The sequence below is a fragment of the Citrobacter sp. 50677481 genome (genome assembly GCF_001463265.1).
GTDB classification, from domain to species: Bacteria; Pseudomonadota; Gammaproteobacteria; order Enterobacterales; family Enterobacteriaceae; genus Citrobacter_A; species Citrobacter_A sedlakii.
Genome location: NZ_LNHZ01000054.1, coordinates 120,912 through 137,858, shown reverse-complemented (window position 1 = coordinate 137,858; position 16,947 = coordinate 120,912). Strand labels below are relative to the sequence as shown.

The window sequence follows — 16,947 nt, the reverse complement described above, 5'->3', positions numbered from 1 at the left end:
AATAACGCCAAATTTGAGACATATAATTTAAGGAACTCAAATGCAAGCGGCAACCGTCATGATTAATCGCCGCGCTCTGCGACACAATCTGCAACGTCTGCGTCAACTGGCGCCTGCCAGCAAGCTGGTTGCGGTGGTGAAAGCGAACGCCTATGGACACGGCCTGTTAGAGACCGCGCGAACGCTCCCCGATGCTGACGCTTTTGGCGTCGCGCGACTCGAAGAGGCGTTGCGCCTGCGCGCGGGAGGGATCACCCAGCCTATCCTGCTGCTGGAAGGCTTTTTTGAGGCGTCTGATCTACCCACTATCTCCGTACAGCATCTGCATACGGCGGTACATAACGAAGAACAACTGGCTGCGCTGGAAGCGGCGGAACTGGATGCGCCAGTAAGCGTGTGGATGAAGCTCGACACCGGTATGCACCGTCTGGGCGTGCTGCCGGAGCAGGCAGACGCGTTTTATCAGCGTCTGACCCAGTGCAAAAATGTGCGTCAGCCGGTCAATATCGTCAGCCATTTCGCCCGTGCTGATGAACCGGAATGTGGAGCGACGGAAAAGCAGCTCGCGATTTTCAACACCTTCTGCGCGGGAAAGCCTGGGCAGCGCTCCATTGCCGCGTCCGGCGGGATCCTGCTATGGCCACAGTCGCATTTTGACTGGGTGCGTCCGGGGATCATCCTTTATGGCGTTTCGCCGTTGGAAAACCAGTCTACCGGCGCGGACTTCGGCTGCCAGCCGGTGATGTCCCTGACCTCCAGCCTGATAGCGGTGCGCGAGCACAAAGCCGGGGAACCGGTAGGCTACGGAGGAACGTGGCGAAGCGAGCGAGACACGCGGCTTGGCGTTGTCGCGATGGGCTATGGCGACGGCTATCCGCGCGCGGCGCCGACCGGCACCCCGGTGCTGGTGAACGGTCGTGAAGTGCCGATTGTGGGACGCGTGGCGATGGACATGATCTGCGTAGATCTCGGCCCGCAGGCGCAGGACAATGCAGGCGATCCGGTGATTCTTTGGGGCGAAGGGCTGCCCGTCGAACGCATCGCTGAAATAACGAAAGTAAGTGCTTACGAACTTATCACGCGCCTGACATCACGGGTGGCGATGAAGTATATCGATTAAGCGTACGGCTCTCCGGCCTGGGTTGATCTCACTGCAGGCCGGAGTCGTTGTCGCCATCCGGCAAAGCGCGGCATATTCTCTGCAACATCCTCTCGATCTTCACGGTTATCCGGTTTATTGTGTCTTAACCCCTGCCTGTAAACCTGGAGAACCATCGCGTGTTTCAAAAAGTTGACGCCTATGCTGGCGACCCGATTCTTTCGCTCATGGAGCGGTTTAAAGACGACCCGCGCAGTGACAAAGTGAACCTGAGTATCGGCCTGTATTACAACGAAGACGGGATCATTCCACAGCTCAACGCGGTAGCCGAAGCGGAAGCACGCCTGAATGCGCAACCGCATGGCGCCTCGCTTTATCTACCAATGGAAGGTCTGAACAGCTATCGCCACGCCATTGCGCCACTGCTGTTTGGCGTCGATCATCCGGTTCTCCAGCAGCAGCGTGTCGCCACGATCCAGACGCTGGGCGGCTCCGGGGCGCTGAAGGTTGGCGCGGATTTTCTCAAGCGCTATTTCCCGGATTCCGGCGTGTGGGTCAGCGACCCGACCTGGGAAAATCATATCGCCATATTTGAAGGGGCTGGATTCGAAGTAAGTACTTACCCCTGGTATGACGACGCCACTAACGGCGTGCGTTTTGACGACCTGTTGGCTACCCTGAAAACGCTGCCCGCACGTAGCATCGTGCTGTTGCATCCTTGCTGTCATAACCCCACCGGGGCGGATTTAAGCCATGCCCAGTGGGACGAAGTTACCGAAATCCTGAAAGCGCGCGATCTGATCCCGTTCCTCGACATCGCCTACCAGGGGTTTGGCGCAGGGATGGACGATGACGCCTGGGCGATTCGCGCTATTGCCAGCGCCGGATTGCCCGCGCTGGTCAGCAACTCTTTTTCTAAAATTTTCTCTCTCTACGGCGAGCGTGTCGGCGGCCTTTCCGTGATCTGCGACGATGCAGAATCCGCCGGGCGCGTACTGGGACAGCTTAAAGCCACCGTACGGCGTAACTACTCCAGCCCGCCAAACTTTGGCGCGCAACTGGTTGCGACAGTGCTGGGCGATGAGACGCTGAAAGCGAACTGGCTGGCGGAAGTGGAAACGATGCGCACCCGGATTCTGGCGATGCGTCAGGAACTGGTGAACGTGCTGACGGCGACCATTCCAGGGCGAAACTTTGACTATCTGCTAAAACAGCGCGGCATGTTCAGCTATACCGGCTTGAGCGCCGCCCAGGTGGATCGCCTGCGCGACGAGTTCGGCGTTTACCTTATCGCCAGCGGACGCATGTGCGTCGCCGGACTAAACACCGGCAACGTTCAGCGCGTGGCAAAAGCCTTTGCCGCCGTTATGTAACATTTTTACGTCAGCAGGCCGGATGGCACATTGTTCATCCGGCTTATGGGCTTACTTTCTTCAGCTGTGATCATTCTCTTTTTCTATGACAAAACCGTAGAAACTTCTTCCCTTCATTTGTCGTCGGGGTTAAGGTCAGAGCGTTTTGAATAGTCGCACTAAAAATCATAACTAAATGACTTTGAAGGGAAAAATATGCGTAAGATCACACTGGCCTTCAGCGCCCTCTGTCTGCTTTTCACGTTAAATCACTCCGCCAGCGCGCTTGCATCCCCGCCGTCTCCGCTTAATCCGGGCACTAACGTTGCAAAACTCGCTGAACAAGCGCCGGTCCACTGGGTGTCGGTCGCACAGATCGAAAACAGCCTCACCGGGCGTCCGCCGATGGCGGTCGGGTTTGATATCGACGATACCGTATTATTTTCCAGCCCGGGCTTCTGGCGCGGAAAGAAAATGTACTCGCCGGACAGCGAAGCGTATCTGACGAATCCGGCATTCTGGGAAAAGATGAATAACGGCTGGGATGAGTTCAGCATTCCCAAAGAGGTGGCGCGCCAGCTGATCGCCTTGCATGTGCGTCGTGGCGACGACATTTACTTTGTCACCGGACGAAGCCAGACCAAAACCGAAACAGTATCGAAAACGCTGGCCGATGACTTTCATATTCCGGCGGCAAATATGAATCCGGTGATCTTCGCGGGCGATAAGCCGGGACAGAACACCAAAACCCAGTGGCTACAGGCGAAAAATATTCGCATCTTCTACGGCGATTCGGATAACGATATCAGCGCTGCGCGCGATATGGGTATTCGCGGCATCCGCATTTTGCGCGCGTCCAACTCGACCTATAAACCCTTGCCGCAGGCAGGAGCGTATGGCGAAGAGGTGATCGTCAATTCGGAATATTAAGAAACGCCCGGCGATTCGCTGTTTTTTTAAACAAAAATGAGCGCGTAGCTTTTACCTTTCGCTGACTTGCTGCAAACTGAATAAAGACGTTTCAACAAGGAGCAGCCTATGTGGTATCAGCAAACCCTGACTTTACACGCGAAGCCGCGCGGGTTTCATCTCGTCACGGATGAGATCCTCGGGCTTCTGGCGGATATGCCGCGCGTAGAGACCGGGCTGCTGCACCTTTTGCTGCAACATACCTCCGCTTCTCTGACGCTTAACGAGAATTGTGATCCCACCGTTCGGCACGATATGGAACGCTTCTTTCTGCAAGCCGTTCCCGATCATGGCAACTACGAACATGACTACGAAGGGCCAGACGATATGCCAGCGCATATCAAATCGTCCCTGCTTGGCGTATCGCTACTGCTGCCGGTTCATAAAGGGCGAATAAAGCTGGGTACCTGGCAGGGCATCTGGCTCGGTGAGCATCGCATCCACGGCGGTTCGCGCCAGATAATCGCGACACTACAAGGGGAATAAAGATGACTAACTCAGAGTTACTGCAATACTGCATGGCAAAACCTGGCGCAGAACAGAGCGTGCACAGCGACTGGAAAGCCACCCAGATTAAAGTTGAAGATGTGCTGTTTGCCATGGTGAAAGAGGTGGAAGAACGCCCGGCGGTATCTCTGAAAACCAGCCCCGAACTGGCGGAATTATTGCGCCAGCAGCACAGCGATGTGCGCCCGAGCCGGCATCTCAACAAAGCGCACTGGAGCACCGTATACCTTGACGGTTCGCTGCCGGATTCGCAGATTTACTATCTGGTGGATGCGTCGTATCAGCAGGCGGTGAACACGCTGCCGGAAGAAAAACGTAAGCTGCTGGTACAGTCATAAATAAAAACGCCGTTCTTCTGACAATGAACGGCGTTTTTCGTTTTACAACATCGGCTTGAGGAAGCGGGCGGTGTGGGACGCTTGACATTCCGCCACCGTTTCCGGCGTACCGGAGACGAGGATTTCCCCGCCGCCGCTCCCGCCTTCAGGACCGAGATCAACAATCCAGTCCGCGGTTTTGATTACGTCGAGGTTATGCTCAATCACCACGATGGTGTTGCCCTGATCGCGTAACTGGTGCAGTACGTCCAGCAGTTGCTGGATATCGGCAAAGTGCAGACCGGTGGTCGGCTCATCCAGAATATACAGCGTCTGGCCGGTGCCGCGCTTCGACAGTTCGCGCGCCAGCTTCACGCGCTGGGCCTCGCCGCCGGAGAGGGTGGTCGCCGACTGGCCGAGACGGATGTAGGTCAACCCCACGTCCATCAGGGTTTGCAGCTTACGCGCCAGCGCCGGTACGGCATCAAAGAACTCGCGCGCTTCTTCAATGGTCATGTCCAACACTTCATGGATGGTTTTGCCCTTGTACTTTATCTCCAGCGTCTCGCGGTTATAGCGCTTGCCTTTGCACTGGTCGCACGGGACATAAATATCCGGCAGAAAGTGCATCTCAACTTTAATGACACCGTCGCCCTGACAGGCTTCGCAGCGCCCGCCGCGAACGTTGAAGCTAAAACGTCCCGGCGTATAGCCGCGCGAACGCGCTTCCGGCACACCGGCAAACAGTTCGCGAACCGGTGTGAATACGCCGGTATAGGTCGCCGGGTTAGAGCGCGGCGTGCGCCCGATCGGGCTTTGGTCGATGTCGATAACCTTGTCAAAATGCTCCAGCCCCTGAACGTCGCGATAGGGCGCAGGTTCGGCGATCGTCGCGCCGTTCAGCGCACGCTGGGCGATCGGGAACAGGGTATCGTTGATCAGGGTCGACTTACCGGAGCCGGACACCCCGGTAATGCAGGTGAACAGTCCCACCGGCAACGTCAACGTCACGTCTTTCAGGTTGTTACCGCGCGCGCCGGTCAGCTTCAGCACTTTTTCCGGATTCGCCGGAACGCGCTGTTTCGGCACGTCGATTTTCCGTTTGCCGCTCATGTACTGCCCGGTCAGCGATTCCGGCACCGCCATAATCGCTTCCAGCGGACCTTCGGCAACCACTTCACCGCCGTGGACGCCCGCGCCCGGACCGATGTCGATCACGTGGTCGGCGGCGCGAATCGCGTCTTCGTCGTGCTCCACCACAATGACCGTATTCCCGAGATTACGCAGATGAATCAGTGTGCCCAGCAGACGCTCGTTATCGCGCTGATGAAGACCGATGGACGGCTCATCAAGGACATACATGACGCCGACCAGCCCCGCGCCAATCTGGCTTGCCAGACGGATGCGCTGCGCTTCGCCGCCGGAAAGCGTTTCGGCTGAGCGGGAAAGCGTGAGGTAGTTCAGACCGACGTTCACCAGAAATTTGAGGCGATCGCCAATCTCTTTCAGCACTTTCTCGGCGATTTTCGCTCGCTGGCCGGACAGTTTGAGATTATTAAAGAAGTCCATCGCATGACCGATGCTCATATCGGAAATGGTCGGCAGCGGCGTATTTTCAACAAAGACGTGGCGCGCTTCGCGACGCAGACGCGTCCCTTCGCAGCTGGCGCACGGACGGTTGCTGATAAACTTGGCTAACTCTTCGCGTACCGCGCTGGATTCCGTCTCTTTATAACGCCGCTCCATATTGTGCAGCACGCCTTCGAACGGATGGCGCCGCACCGAGGTGTCGCCGCGATCGTTCATGTATTTAAATTCAATGTTCTCTTTGCCGGAACCGTACAGCACCACTTTGTGCACGCTGGCGTCGAGACTTCCCCACGGCGCATCTACGTCGAACTTGTAGTGCTCCGCCAGCGATTTCAACATCTGAAAGTAGTAGAAGTTACGGCGATCCCAGCCGCGGATTGCGCCGCCAGCCAGCGACAGGTCCGGATTCTGGATCACGCGGTCCGGGTCGAAATATTGCTGTACGCCGAGGCCGTCACAGGTCGGACACGCGCCCGCCGGGTTGTTGAACGAAAACAGGCGCGGTTCCAGCTCGCGCATGCTGTAGCCGCAGATCGGGCAGGCGAAGTTCGCCGAGAAAAGCAGCTCTTCCGCTTTCGGGTCGTCCATATCGGCAACCACTGCCGTACCGCCGGAAAGTTCCAGCGCGGTTTCAAACGACTCCGCCAGACGGGTGCTGAGATCGTCACGCACTTTGAAGCGATCAATCACCACCTCAATGGTGTGTTTTTTTTGCAGTTCCAGCTTCGGCGGATCGGAGAGATCGCACACTTCACCGTCGATACGGGCACGGATATACCCCTGACTTGCCAGGTTTTCCAGCGTTTTGGTGTGCTCGCCTTTACGCTCTTTAATCACCGGCGCCAGCAGCATCAGGCGCTTGCCTTCCGGCTGTGAGAGCACGTTGTCGACCATCTGACTCACCGTCTGCGCCGCCAGCGGCACGTCGTGATCCGGACAGCGCGGTTCGCCGACGCGGGCGAACAGCAGACGCAGGTAGTCGTGGATCTCAGTAATGGTGCCGACCGTGGAACGCGGGTTATGCGACGTCGATTTTTGTTCAATTGAGATAGCCGGAGACAGCCCCTCAATGTGATCGACATCCGGCTTTTCCATTAGCGACAGAAACTGACGCGCATAGGCGGAAAGGGATTCTACGTAACGACGCTGCCCTTCGGCATACAGCGTGTCGAAAGCAAGCGAGGATTTGCCAGACCCCGAAAGCCCGGTCACGACAATCAGTTTGTCGCGAGGGATAACGAGGTTGATGTTTTTGAGATTATGGGTGCGGGCGCCCCGAACTTCGATCTTATCCATTCACCTTTCCCGGATTAAACGCTTTTTGCCCGGCTGCATGCATGGTGCGACCGGCGATCACAAACGGTTAATTATGACACAATATAACCTGAATGGATATACAGTATTGGAATGCAAAACGCAGTGTAGTGTGTAACAATGTCCGGCTAAGGTTGTTTCGCGGAATCAGCGTCACAACGTGGTAAAACCGCCATTGGTAATGCTACAATCGCGCGTTTACACTTATTAAGAAACGTTTTTCAGGAGACTCGATCATGGCCAGCAGAGGCGTAAATAAGGTTATTCTCGTGGGTAATCTGGGCCAGGACCCGGAAGTACGCTACATGCCGAATGGTGGCGCAGTTGCCAACATTACGCTGGCTACTTCCGAATCCTGGCGTGATAAACAGACCGGTGAAATGAAAGAGCAGACTGAATGGCACCGTGTTGTGCTGTTCGGTAAGTTGGCGGAAGTGGCCAGCGAATATCTGCGTAAAGGCTCTCAGGTATACATCGAAGGTCAACTGCGTACCCGTAAATGGACCGATCAGTCCGGTCAGGACAAATACACCACGGAAGTTGTGGTTAACGTGGGCGGCACCATGCAGATGCTGGGTGGCCGTCAGGGCGGCGGCGCGCCGGCAGGCGGTCAGCAGCAGCAGGGCGGTTGGGGTCAGCCGCAGCAGCCTCAGGGCGGCAACCAGTTCAGCGGCGGCGCGCAGTCTCGTCCGCAGCAGCAGTCTGCACCGGCACCGTCTAACGAACCGCCAATGGACTTTGACGACGATATTCCGTTCTAAGCGCGGCATCAGGCATTCCAGTGTAAAGGCCTCCGAAAATGGAGGCCTTTACGTTACTCTGATTACGCCGTCCGGCGGAATTTGCGGGTCAGCGGTTTCTCGATTTCAACAATCAGGAACAGCGCGACGCCAATGGCCAACGTGATACCCCAGTAGCGCAGCGGCAGTGCTTCGGTACCAAACATCATTTGCAGGAAAGGCACATAGATAATGGCCAGCTGTAGCAGAAGCAGAATGCCGCTCACCAGCCAGATGCCTTTGTTCATCAGCAACCCACGCCCCAGCGAGAAACCGTCCGATAAGCGGCAGTTCAGCATATAGACCCACTGCGCCGTGACCAGCGTCTGCAGCAGTACGGTTCGAATAAACTCCGGGCTATGGCCGCGCGGCTGAAGCCAGGCTTCCAGCATAAAGGCACTGGCGGCAATCAGCGTGCCGACAAAGCCGACGCGCCAGATAGCAAAACCATCCATCACGTTTTCGTGGGGCCGGCGTGGCGGGCGGCGCATAATATTGCGCTCTCCGGCTTCGAACGCCAGGCCGAACGACAGCGTAGCGGACGTCGCCATGTTCATCCACAGAATCAGTACCGGCGTCAGGGGCATCAGGTTTCCGGCCAGCAGCGCGACAATAATCAACAATCCCTGCGCGAGGTTGGTTGGCATAATAAACAGGATCGTTTTCTTCAGATTGTCGTAGACGCGACGCCCCTCCTGCACCGCGCTGGCAATGGTGGCGAAATTGTCGTCCGTCAGCACCATGTCAGCGGCCTCTTTGGTCACTTCGGTGCCTTTGATCCCCATCGCGATGCCAACGTCAGCCTGCTTAAGGGCTGGGGCATCGTTCACGCCATCGCCCGTCATACCAACAATTTCGCCTTTATTTTGCAGCGCTTTCACCAGGCGCAGCTTATGTTCCGGACTGGTGCGGGCAAAAATATCGTACGTCACAGCGGCTTCAGCGAGCGCGGTGTCGTCCATCTGCTCCAGCTCATAGCCGGTCACCGCGTGGGCGCTGTTATGAATCCCGAGCATACCGCCAATGCTCATGGCCGTTTGCGGATGATCGCCGGTGATCATCTTGACGCGGATCCCAGCCTGCTGGCAGGCGCGGATCGCATCAATCGCTTCCGGGCGCGGTGGATCCATCATTCCGGCAATGCCGAGGAAGATCAGCCCATCGCTCAGGCAGTCATGCGTTAGCGTACCGGCATCGGCACGCGTGGGTTTCCAGGCGGCGGCGACCATGCGCAACCCCTCTTTGGCATAGCGGGCGATTTCTGCTTCCCAGTGTGCCTGAGTAAAAGCTTCTGTTCCGGTGGCGGTTTGCTGCTGCTGACAGAGTTTAAACAGAACGTCCGGCGCGCCGGTCACCAGCACGCGCTCGTCCTGGCCGATACGGAAATGGGTCGCCATATATTTGTACTGCGAGTCGAACGGAATCTTGCTGCGCAGTTCTGTATCGATGGCGGGCAGGTTCGCTTTTGCGGCCAACACTTTTAGCGCGCCCTCGGTTGGCCCGCCGGTAATGCCCCAGTGCCCCTGCTCGTTCCGCATCAGTTGGCTGTCATTACACAGATCGATCGTGCGCAGGTAGGTTTCCAGCACACTACCCGGACGCATTTCCGCTGTCGTGGCGTCGTTCTCAACGAGGATCTCGCCCGTGGGTTCGTAGCTGTTACCCTGTACGCGATAGTTTTTATCTGCCGTAATGATGGCTTTCACCGTCATCTCGTTCATCGTCAGGGTGCCCGTTTTATCGGAACAAATCACCGACATGGCGCCCAGCGTTTCGACCGTTGGCAGCTTACGGATAATGGCGCGTTTGCGGGCCATCGTCTGGATGCCGAGCGACAGGATGATAGAAATAATGGCGGGCAGGCCTTCCGGAACCGCCGCGACGGCAAGGCTAATGAGCGACAGCAGCAGTTCGCCCATTGGCATATCGCGCAGCAGCAAGCTGAAAATAAACAGCCCAACCATCATGGCAAGAATCAGAGAGAAGATCGCTTTGCCGAGCTTATCCATCTGTACCAGCAGCGGCGTACGATGCTTCTCGATGGCGGTCATCATCTGATTGATGTGGCCCAGCTCTGTGGCTTCGCCGGTGGCAATGACCACGCCAAGTCCGGCGCCTGCGCTGAGGGTGGTGCCGGAAAACAGCAGGTTTTTACGATCGCCGAGCGGCAGTTCCCCTTCCAGCGCTTCCGCCGTCTTATCGACCACGGTGGATTCGCCGGTCAGGATGGCTTCTTCCACCCGCAGATTATGTGCTTCCATGACACGCAGGTCGGCGGGGATACGATCCCCCGCGCGTAACACCACGATATCGCCGACGACCAGTTCGGTGGTCGGCGCCGTTTCATGCTGACCGTTGCGAATCACCACGGCGGCGCTGGAAAGCATATTGCGAATGCCTTTTAGCGATTTCTCGGCGTTGTTTTCCTGAACGTGCCCAATCAGGGCGTTGATGACCGCCACGCCAAGAATGACGGCGGTATCGACCCAATGACCCATAATGGCCGTCAGGGCCGCGGCGGCTATCAGCACGTAAATTAATACATCATGAAAATGGGTCAGAAAGCGCAGCCAGGCGGGTTTACCGGCTTTTTCCGGCAGGGCGTTAGCGCCGTCTCTGGCGAGACGGGCGCTGGCTTCGTTTTGAGTCAGTCCACTTGACTGGCTCTGCAGGTTGTTTAAGACCTCATCCACAGAAAGCTGGTACGGTTTTTTTCCAGCGCATGGCGCAGAATGGAGACGATTGCTGTTCGGCATTCTGGTCAATGTAAAATTCCTCGAAGTATAAAAATTATAATATTTAAAAAGCCAGAGCATGCTATTGGAATAATGCGTTCCGGTTTTTGATATTAATCAATAGCGTTTCGCTAAATATTATTTTATCGTTGCCATTGTTAGCGAGTTATTCATGTTGCTCAGTGACTTAATGGCTTTTGTAAATTTTAGAAAGGAGGGTGTATGTTTGGTATTTATAATGGCAAGAGATTGATTGCATTGATTATTTTTGCGATAGTAGTTGCGGTTGTCAGCGGTATTTCAACCTATGCTTTCGTAAAATATCTGGGTTAAAAGGAATAAAAATAGTCTTCCTTACATAACTTTTAAAACCTGAATAATAATGACATTAGGCAGATTCTTATGCAGTTTTAATAATTATCCTATACGCGGTCTGGTAATTAATCAGACCGCGTGTCGTTAACGGAAAATACACAGTGGTTTTCCAAAAACAGGTTCAGGAGGTATTTCAGTATGAATATTACATATTTGCTATAAAACACGAGGTTGCATTACGTGGGCGGCGTCTCCTTGCGCCACCGTTTTTCCCGCTTGTCTGAATGTCTGTATTTGTCCCATCAATACTACCTGCTCATTGAGTCGAGGCGGGTTGTGGGTTCATCCCACAGAACAATCGACGTAACCTGCCATCTCGTTGGTGTCAAAGGCCAACCGCACTTTGCGCGCCCGCCCGGACGTTAACCCGTCGTGGTGCTCAGGCGCATAAGGTGCGCAATGTACAGGAGTAGACTTAGCCAATCGTTTCGACAGTTAATTTTTCCTGGCGCCCATTAATATGAGAATAGTTCTCACTTCAAATTTGTGGACGATTTTTTTTCACACCGGGAGGTTGTGCTTTTTTCCCTTTTTTGAGTAAGTGTTAGGAAAACAATTATTTCGTGAATAATGAGTTAAAGAGAAAGTAAAAATATTTGGGAATGCTTCTTATTATTATAAAAAGTCTTCAAAAACACCATGGCTATTTATTTCGGTTGATAAAAATCAAATACCCAAAATGAATTACCCCTGATGATACGCTTTTTGAGGGGATGAAATGCAAGATCACGAAATAAGAGAGGATACGCCCTCTCTGAATGTCTCCCGGCGGGGCATGTTAAAAGCGAGCGCAGCGTTAGTCACGCTGCCTTTTATTTTGTCGGAACAGGCAAAAGCCGCAGAGACCGGACACGCCGACGCGTCGGTAGATACCCCGGCAGAGCGTGTAGTACCTACCTGTAGCACCTTCGACTGTGGCGGAAAGTGCGATATCCGCGCCCACGTTAGCGATGGCGTGGTGACGCAAATCACCACCCGTCCCGATAATGAATTAGATCCGGATATGCCCATTATGCGCGCCTGCGTGCGCGGACGGGGTTATCGTAAATTTGTTTATCATCCCGACCGTCTGAAATACCCAATGAAACGCGTGGGAAAACGCGGTGAAGGAAAGTTTGAACGTATTTCCTGGGCGGAAGCCGTCACACTTATTGCGGATAATTTACAACGTATTACCGAAAAATATGGCCCGGCTTCTCGCTTTGTTCATAATAACACCGCGACCAGCGGCGGAACTTTTTCCGGCGATAAAATGATTCGTCGCTTGTTAAATCAAACCGGCGGCTATCTGGAATATTATCACTCGGTGAGTCTTGGCAATACGGTTGCCGCCACCCCCTATACCTACGGCGTCGCCGCCAGCGGCAACTCGCTGGATACGCTGGAAAATACACCGCTGGTAATACTGTGGGGGCATAACCCGACAGAAACCATTTTTGGTCATACCAACCACTATTTCCAGCGGATGAAGCAGAACGGCACGCGTTTTATTGTCGTGGACCCGCGTTATTCCGACACCGTTTCATCGCTGGCCGATCAATGGGTCCCCCTGCTTCCAACCACCGATAACGCGCTGATGGACGCGATGATGTACGTCATCATCAGTGAAAACCTGCATGATAAAGCGTTTATTGAACGCTATACGCTCGGCTTTGATGAAGCGTCCATGCCGGAAGGCGTTCCGGCGAACGAGTCGCTGGTCGCTTACCTGACGGGCGATAAAGACGGCGTACCTAAAACGCCGGAGTGGGCGGAAAAAATCACCCATGTGCCTGCGCAGACCATCCGCCAGCTGGCGCGCGACTATGCCACCACCAAACCGGCGGCGCTGATTCAGGGCTGGGGCCCACAGCGTCATATCTGCGGCGAACGTACCGCGCGCGGTTCCACTCTGCTGGCGACCATTACCGGCAACGTTGGCGTTAAAGGTGGCTGGGCGGCGGGCTACGGCGGTTGCGGCAATCGCCTGTTCACCACCGGTCCGGAAATGCCGGAAAACCCGGTGAAAGAGAAAATCTCGATCATGAACTGGGTGCAGGCGGCGGACGATGCCAGCAAGGTGACCCCGGAACAAGGGCTGAAGGATGCAGAGCAGCTTAAGAGCAACATCCGCATTCTCTTTTCGCTGGCGGGCAACTATCTGGTGAACCAGAACCCGGACGTTAATCAGGCGGCAAAGATCCTCGCCGACGAGTCGAAAATCGAGTTCATCGTGGTCAGCGATTTGTATATGACGCCGAGCGCGAAATATGCCGACGTTCTGCTGCCGGAAACCAGCTTTATGGAGCGCTGGAACATTGGCGAAACCTGGGGAACGGCAAACTACCTGGTGCTGTCGGAAAAACTGGTGGAACCCGACTTTGAGCGTCGCTCCGACTATGACTGGATCCGCGAAGTGGCGGCGAAGCTCGGCGTGGAACCCGCGTTCAGCGAGGGGCGCAGTGAGAAAGAGTGGATTGAGCACATCTGGGAACAGACGCGGCTGTCAATGCCGGAACAGCAGTTGCCGGACTTTGCTGAATTACAGGTGAAGCGTCGCCATCTGTTCAAGAGCAAGCCGTATGTGGCTTTCGAGGACAACATTCGCGATCCGCAAAACCATCCGTTCCCAACGCCGTCGGGTAAAATTGAGATCTTCTCGAAGCGTCTCTACGACATGCAGCATCCGGAAATTCCGGCGCTTTCGCACTACGTGCCCGCACACGAAGGGCCACAGGACGCGCTAACGAAATCCTTCCCTCTACAGATGATCACCTGGAAAGGCAAAAACCGCGCGAACTCTACCCAGTACGCGAACCCGTGGCTGCAGGAAGTGCAGGAACAGAAGCTGTGGATTAACCCGGTTGATGCACAAAAACGCGGCATTGCCCACGGCGACACCGTGCGCATCCACAACAACCGTGGTATTTGCCAGGTGCCCGCTGAGGTCACGCCGCGCATTATTCCCGGCGTGGTGGCGATGCAGGCCGGCGCGTGGTGGCAACCTGACGCAGAGGGCGTTGATCATGGCGGTTGTCCGAACGTGCTGAGCTCAACGCGTATTACGCCTCTTGCAAAAGGGAATTCACATCAAACCATGCTGGTGGAGGTCGTTAAAGCATGAGTCAATTTAAAGAGTATCCGCCCGTTAGCGACAAACAGCTTGGTTTCTTTATCGATACGTCGCGCTGTTCCGGCTGTAAGGCGTGTCAGGTGGCATGCAAAGATCGCCATAATCTGGAAGTGGGACGCCGTTTTCGTCGGGTGTATGAAGTCAATGGCGGAGGGTTTATCGCCACCGGACAGGGCGGTGTGGCGAACAACGTTTACGCGTACACGATGTCGATCTCGTGCAACCACTGTGCCGACCCGATTTGCACTAAGAACTGCCCGACCACGGCGATGCACAAACGTCCAGGCGACGGCATTGTGCGGGTCAATACTGATAAATGCGTCGGCTGCGGCTATTGCGCCTGGTCATGTCCCTACGGCGCGCCGCAGATGGACACCGAGGCCGGACAGATGTCGAAATGCGATATGTGCATCGACCTGCTGGTAAAAGGCGAGCAGCCGGTGTGCGTGGCGACCTGTCCTCTGGAGGCGATTAAGTTCGGTCCGATTGACGAACTGCGCGCTAAATACGGCGATGTTTGCGATGTGCAGGGGCTGCCAGACTCCTCCATTACCCATCCGAATTTAGTGATCAAACCGCACCAGGGCGCAGAGAAGGGAGGTAAACGCCATGCATGAGTTACCGTTGCTGATTTTCACCCTGCTGGTGCAGGGCTCCGTAGGGCTGACGCTGTTTATTGCCCTGGCGACGGGCGAGAAGCGGTCGCTGCTGCCGGCGATGCTGGTTTCCTGCGTGATGGGCGGACTGGGGCTGATCGCCTCGACGTTGCACCTCGGTTACCCGCTGAATGCGTTTAATGCGCTGCGCCATGTAGAAAGTTCATGGCTGAGCCGGGAGATCGTCTTTGCCAGCCTCTATCTGGCGATTCTGGGCCTGGCAACGCTGCTGGTGATGTTGAAAAAACAGCCTTCGCGCCTCCTGCTGGCGCTAGCGACCCTGGCCGGACTGGTGGATATCTACTGCATGGGCGCAATTTATGTCCATTCGTCGGTCGTGACCTGGCAGCATATCAATACCTGGGTCATGTTCTTTGGCGCGGCGGGCATTCTGGGTGCGGCGATCGGCAACGGCCTGCTGCCGGGTATCACACGGCTTCTGCGGATGGCCGCGGTGCTGGTGGTGGCGATCACCGCCATTCGTCTGCTGGTGCAGCCGGACTATGTCAACTTTCTGGCATCCGCAAGCCTGAACGAGGTGGTCACGCTGCCGCATCAGCCGCTGGTCGCGTTTCACCAACTGACAGGGCTAAGAAACGTTGCCTGGGGACTTTCCGTACTGGGTTCCTTGCTGTTCGCCATTGGCGCATGGCGCTCGTGTCGCACGGCGATGCTGCTGGGCGGGCTGGGGCTGGTTGTGGCTGAGGCGCTGCTGCGCTTTATGTTCTTCAGCATTCTTTAATGGCCCTTTTTACCCTGATGAAAACGCCCACACCGCCGGGTGTGGGCGCCTCCTGCGTACGTAAGCGTTTTCCTCAACATACCTGTGACGCCTGCCGTCAGGCCTGTCCGGCGCAGGCCATTTCGTTTTCTGCCTCTACGGTTACGCTGGACAACGATCGCTGCATTCGATGCGGTCATTGTACGTTTGTTTGTCCTGTCGATGCGCTGGAAGATCTGCCAACCGCCCGGCGTTCTTACCGTCAGCAAACGCTGGTGGCGCCGTTTACCGCCCAGGCGGCGAGTGTAGAAGAACTGCTGATGTGGCATCTTCAGTATCAGATTCGCGGACTGGAAATCGACATCGATGCATATCCCACGTGGGCGCTTGCCGTGGCGGCGTTAAATATTCGCCTTAGGGCGCTGGGGGAACCACTCTGGCAAGTGATTCCGCCGTCCGCGAAGCGCGTGAACGTGGCGCGCCGTCATTTACTGCACGTCAGCGAAGAGAAGGTGCAGACCGCGAGCGTGAACCCGTCGCCGCGTTTGCGCCGAAGCCGTATGCCGCACATGCAGGACTATGCGCTACAGCTTGATATCGCCAGTTGCGTACTCTGCGGAGCGTGTGAACGGGTTTGTCAGGAGAAGGCGATTCAGATTGGCGAACGGGCGTTACGCGCAGAGATGTCACGTTGTACGGGGTGCAATAACTGCGCGGTAGTTTGCCCGACAAAAGCGATTACGACCAGGCACAGCGTGGGCGAGAGTCAGCCACAGCACTATCCGTTTACGCGTAAGGTCTGCCGGGACTGTCGCCGGGTGTTCGCCACGTTTGGCGCAGACGACACACAGTGTCCCATTTGCCAGCGGCATGAATACGGAATGCGGGGGCGGTAATGGACTGACCAGGCCCCTGTCGGGATTGCAAACGCGGGGCCGGGAATCAGGTCAATACCATCGGCCATTCGGGCGGTGTGTGGCTCATCACTTCGACCATAACGGATTCGATGTTTTTCCAGATGGCGGAGATATCCATCAGGGTGATGCCGAGCAGCCCGGTGGCAAACCAGCAGGCGGCGATAACGCCCAGACCGCTGCTGATAACAGCCAGGCCAATATAGTCGGATTTACGAAAACGGATATTCAGCGTACTGGCTAAAAACATCAGCACGGCGCTCAGCAGTGGCCAGCGGAGAAGCACTACGCCAGTGGTTAGGGTTGCCATGAAACATTTCCTCTGAAAAGCAGGGTGCCCGGACAGCGCGGCGTTTTCACGGGCGTGTAACACTCTGGCTATCGACAGGCATTCACATTAACACGAATGAAACGTTGTTTCTGTTTCATAATTTTTGTGAACTATATCACGTTAATGAGCTTGTTTTCCAGCCAGGGCGAGGATTTTTTGTTTGATTTTTAACCATG

13 protein-coding genes are annotated in these 16,947 nt (G+C 55.7%); 10 read left to right on the top strand and 3 right to left on the bottom strand.

Features of this window, described 5'->3' with window-relative positions:
* The first annotated feature begins 40 nt into the window (after positions 1 to 40).
* The 5 genes from alr to APU02_RS14660 all read left to right on the top strand — a co-directional run bounded on the left by alr (position 41) and on the right by APU02_RS14660 (position 4,265).
* Positions 41 to 1,120 carry an alanine racemase gene (alr, locus tag APU02_RS14680; RefSeq protein WP_060570406.1) on the top strand — a complete coding sequence of 360 codons (1,080 nt, stop codon included), beginning with the start codon at positions 41 to 43 and terminating at the stop codon, positions 1,118 to 1,120.
* 158 nt (positions 1,121 to 1,278) lie between these two features.
* The gene (gene tyrB / locus APU02_RS14675; protein WP_060570404.1) at positions 1,279 to 2,472 is read left to right on the top strand and encodes an aromatic amino acid transaminase; all 1,194 of its coding nucleotides are present in this window, start codon (positions 1,279 to 1,281) and stop codon (positions 2,470 to 2,472) included.
* A gap of 195 nt (positions 2,473 to 2,667) precedes the next feature.
* Positions 2,668 to 3,381, top strand: coding sequence for an acid phosphatase AphA (gene aphA / locus APU02_RS14670; protein WP_060570402.1), 714 nt, complete (start codon positions 2,668 to 2,670; stop codon positions 3,379 to 3,381).
* A 108-nt stretch (positions 3,382 to 3,489) separates the two neighbouring features.
* Positions 3,490 to 3,906, top strand: a complete 417-nt coding sequence (locus APU02_RS14665; protein WP_060570401.1) for a secondary thiamine-phosphate synthase enzyme YjbQ — start codon at positions 3,490 to 3,492, stop codon at positions 3,904 to 3,906.
* 2 nt (positions 3,907 to 3,908) lie between these two features.
* Positions 3,909 to 4,265, top strand: a complete 357-nt coding sequence (locus APU02_RS14660) for an MmcQ/YjbR family DNA-binding protein (protein WP_042291198.1) — start codon at positions 3,909 to 3,911, stop codon at positions 4,263 to 4,265.
* A 42-nt stretch (positions 4,266 to 4,307) separates the two neighbouring features.
* On the opposite strand, the gene uvrA is transcribed toward APU02_RS14660, so the two are convergent.
* A complete protein-coding gene (uvrA, locus tag APU02_RS14655) occupies positions 4,308 to 7,130 on the bottom strand; it encodes an excinuclease ABC subunit UvrA (RefSeq protein WP_042291194.1) in 2,823 nt (940 codons plus the stop codon).
* A 254-nt stretch (positions 7,131 to 7,384) separates the two neighbouring features.
* Between uvrA and ssb1 the strand changes: the two genes are divergently transcribed.
* Complete coding sequence (ssb1, locus tag APU02_RS14645; protein WP_042291190.1) at positions 7,385 to 7,909, top strand: single-stranded DNA-binding protein SSB1; 525 nt, start codon at positions 7,385 to 7,387, stop codon at positions 7,907 to 7,909.
* A gap of 62 nt (positions 7,910 to 7,971) precedes the next feature.
* Here ssb1 and APU02_RS14640 read toward each other — a convergent pair whose 3' ends face one another.
* Positions 7,972 to 10,683, bottom strand: a complete 2,712-nt coding sequence (locus tag APU02_RS14640) for a cation-transporting P-type ATPase (protein ID WP_060570400.1) — start codon at positions 10,681 to 10,683, stop codon at positions 7,972 to 7,974.
* Positions 10,684 to 11,755: 1,072 nt separating this feature from the next.
* Between APU02_RS14640 and APU02_RS14635 the strand changes: the two genes are divergently transcribed.
* Genes APU02_RS14635 through APU02_RS14620 form a run of 4 tightly spaced genes read left to right on the top strand, consistent with a single transcriptional unit; the run spans position 11,756 to position 16,422 of the window.
* On the top strand, positions 11,756 to 14,140 hold the full coding sequence (locus APU02_RS14635) for a DMSO/selenate family reductase complex A subunit (protein ID WP_060570399.1): 2,385 nt from the start codon (positions 11,756 to 11,758) through the stop codon (positions 14,138 to 14,140).
* Positions 14,137 to 14,766 carry a DMSO/selenate family reductase complex B subunit gene (locus APU02_RS14630; protein WP_060570398.1) on the top strand — a complete coding sequence of 210 codons (630 nt, stop codon included), beginning with the start codon at positions 14,137 to 14,139 and terminating at the stop codon, positions 14,764 to 14,766. Before APU02_RS14635 ends, APU02_RS14630 begins: the two co-directional genes overlap by 4 nt.
* Positions 14,759 to 15,547, top strand: coding sequence for a DmsC/YnfH family molybdoenzyme membrane anchor subunit (locus APU02_RS14625; RefSeq protein ID WP_060570397.1), 789 nt, complete (start codon positions 14,759 to 14,761; stop codon positions 15,545 to 15,547). Before APU02_RS14630 ends, APU02_RS14625 begins: the two co-directional genes overlap by 8 nt.
* Positions 15,547 to 16,422: a 4Fe-4S binding protein gene (locus tag APU02_RS14620; protein WP_060570396.1), complete on the top strand. Its 876-nt coding sequence runs from the start codon at positions 15,547 to 15,549 to the stop codon at positions 16,420 to 16,422. The genes APU02_RS14625 and APU02_RS14620 overlap by 1 nt, the downstream gene beginning before the upstream one ends.
* 46 nt (positions 16,423 to 16,468) lie before the next feature.
* Here APU02_RS14620 and APU02_RS14615 read toward each other — a convergent pair whose 3' ends face one another.
* Positions 16,469 to 16,750 carry a YjcB family protein gene (locus tag APU02_RS14615; protein WP_042291177.1) on the bottom strand — a complete coding sequence of 94 codons (282 nt, stop codon included), beginning with the start codon at positions 16,748 to 16,750 and terminating at the stop codon, positions 16,469 to 16,471.
* Positions 16,751 to 16,947 lie beyond the last annotated feature (197 nt).

Coding starts and splice junctions, on each gene's coding strand:
- alr (WP_060570406.1), top strand. CDS start 41: ATGCAAGCGGCAACCGTCATGATTAATCGCCGCGCTCTGCGACACAAT.
- aphA (WP_060570402.1), top strand. CDS start 2,668: ATGCGTAAGATCACACTGGCCTTCAGCGCCCTCTGTCTGCTTTTCACG.
- APU02_RS14665 (WP_060570401.1), top strand. CDS start 3,490: ATGTGGTATCAGCAAACCCTGACTTTACACGCGAAGCCGCGCGGGTTT.
- APU02_RS14660 (WP_042291198.1), top strand. CDS start 3,909: ATGACTAACTCAGAGTTACTGCAATACTGCATGGCAAAACCTGGCGCA.
- uvrA (WP_042291194.1), bottom strand. CDS start 7,130: ATGGATAAGATCGAAGTTCGGGGCGCCCGCACCCATAATCTCAAAAAC.
- ssb1 (WP_042291190.1), top strand. CDS start 7,385: ATGGCCAGCAGAGGCGTAAATAAGGTTATTCTCGTGGGTAATCTGGGC.
- APU02_RS14640 (WP_060570400.1), bottom strand. CDS start 10,683: ATGCCGAACAGCAATCGTCTCCATTCTGCGCCATGCGCTGGAAAAAAA.
- APU02_RS14635 (WP_060570399.1), top strand. CDS start 11,756: ATGCAAGATCACGAAATAAGAGAGGATACGCCCTCTCTGAATGTCTCC.
- APU02_RS14630 (WP_060570398.1), top strand. CDS start 14,137: ATGAGTCAATTTAAAGAGTATCCGCCCGTTAGCGACAAACAGCTTGGT.
- APU02_RS14625 (WP_060570397.1), top strand. CDS start 14,759: ATGCATGAGTTACCGTTGCTGATTTTCACCCTGCTGGTGCAGGGCTCC.
- APU02_RS14620 (WP_060570396.1), top strand. CDS start 15,547: ATGGCCCTTTTTACCCTGATGAAAACGCCCACACCGCCGGGTGTGGGC.
- APU02_RS14615 (WP_042291177.1), bottom strand. CDS start 16,750: ATGGCAACCCTAACCACTGGCGTAGTGCTTCTCCGCTGGCCACTGCTG.